This window comes from Mucilaginibacter panaciglaebae (assembly GCF_039539265.1).
Taxonomy (GTDB): domain Bacteria; phylum Bacteroidota; class Bacteroidia; order Sphingobacteriales; family Sphingobacteriaceae; genus Mucilaginibacter; species Mucilaginibacter panaciglaebae.
Genome location: NZ_BAABCV010000022.1, coordinates 1 through 1,755, shown reverse-complemented (window position 1 = coordinate 1,755; position 1,755 = coordinate 1). Strand labels below are relative to the sequence as shown.

General features: G+C 44.1%; 2 protein-coding genes. Both read left to right on the top strand.

Annotated elements, in window-relative coordinates; genetic code table 11:
- On the top strand, positions 1–995 hold a 995-nt coding region (locus ABD772_RS17460), incomplete at its 5' end, for an RHS repeat-associated core domain-containing protein (protein WP_345107490.1).
- A 2-nt stretch (positions 996–997) separates the two neighbouring features.
- A complete protein-coding gene (locus tag ABD772_RS17455; RefSeq protein WP_345107487.1) occupies positions 998–1,450 on the top strand; it encodes a hypothetical protein in 453 nt (150 codons plus the stop codon).
- Positions 1,451–1,755: the final 305 nt, after the last annotated feature.

Below are 1,755 nucleotides of genomic sequence, written 5' to 3'. Positions count from 1 at the left end.
AGGAAATACAGCCCGAGCTGAGTTTAAATACCTATGACTTCGGAGCCAGGAATTATAACCCGGTTTTAGCGAGATGGCTGACTATGGACCCGCTATCCGTCACTTACGAAGATGAAACGCCTTATGGGTATGTGGGGAATAACCCGCTCAATATGATTGACCCGGATGGGATGCAGTATGATAATGGCGGGTTACCGATTCCCTGGGCACCAACCTCCGGCCCTACAGTTAGCGCTCCTACAGGTAGTGGTAGCAATTCATGGGCCGGAGCATTTGGTTGGGGTGCCGCGGGCGCAAATGCGGCATGGCAAGGCGTAAATGCGTTTAATGCATTTAAAACATCCCACACAACTTTTGAAAATTTTGGTACGGTTGGTAGGTTGCAGGGGAATGTGGTAAAAACAGCAACCATATCGCAATGGCAGCCTAATGGTTATGATAAATGGAAAAGTACTCCGTATATTGGTAAACTTACTTATGGCATAGTTGATGACGCTTGGGTAACGGTAAGGTCGATATTCTGGCCGGGTGGCGAGGTGAGGCATTTAACCGGCGAGTCTGCGACACCAAGAGATATGCAGAGTGCCTTTGCCTTTACAGCGGCAAGCTTCGTACCTATTGGCAAAACCGGGTACGCAATTAAAGAGGCTGCTGAAAGTTTTGCTGAGCATGGGGCCGTTGATCTGAGTGAAAAAATTGGATGGAAAGTTGGCGACCCAATCACAAATTTAACTCCGCAAGGTAAAGCTCCTGTGTGGAGTACGGTAAGACAACGTTTCTGGAAAAATGAGGCACTCACAAAAGGTACCGAATATTCCGAATCTAATCTCATAAGGATGAGAAAGGGATTGGCACCTCAGTTTAGAAATGCAACAACAGGGGCAATGGAAAGCATGGAACTACATCATACCATTCCACAACGAAGTGGTGGTCTTTTTGACTTTATTAAAGTAACACCAGAACAACATCGTATAATTGATCCATTTAGAAGATAAATATGAATAAGATAGTTTTTGAAGAATTTTTCAATAAATCTCAAGGAAAACCTTTTATTTATAAAGGCAAAGAAATAAAAATGTCGGATAGAGTTTTATTACCTAAAAATAAGGCGTTATTACGATTAGTGTTTGTTTCTACAGACAGCCAATGGAGACAGGGTATTATTTTTCAAACCAAAGGCGAATTTGAAGTTAACGGACAGAAACTTCCAAACAAGGTTGTACTTTGGGAAAATACAGCACCTCGTGAAGTAGAAATATCTTTAACATCCAAAGATAAAATACTTTTTATTTACAATGTTTGGGATACCGGAGATGGTACGATGCACTATGGCCACAACGGTGGAGCCCTATTTATCGAACAAAATGATAAGGTTACAACCTACAATTGTAACGACGGATATGCGGATGACGATTTCAATGATCTTATTTTTAGGATTGAATTTGTTTAGGCAATGAAACATGTATCAAAATTGTTGCATACACGCATGAAACAAAACAAGTGCGCAGGCCGCGTTAGCGATAGAAACGGATACCGGCCACTTCGAGAGCTTCAGTGCAGGCCGTGCTAAGGCCCGCGCAGTATGAGTGGATAGCGCGGCCGCAGGTAACGCCCACATTCCTGTAACCTACACCGTCTACAACCACAGCGACCAGCCCGTGCTGTCGCAGGACTCGAACATGCGGGCCAGACACCAGTGGGTGTATATGAAATATGATGCCGAGGGACGGATGGTGCAAACCGGCATTTATGCCA

Excerpts from the sequence above, each read along its gene's own strand:
- ABD772_RS17455 (WP_345107487.1), top strand. The coding sequence starts at position 998 with ATGAATAAGATAGTTTTTGAAGAATTTTTCAATAAATCTCAAGGAAAA.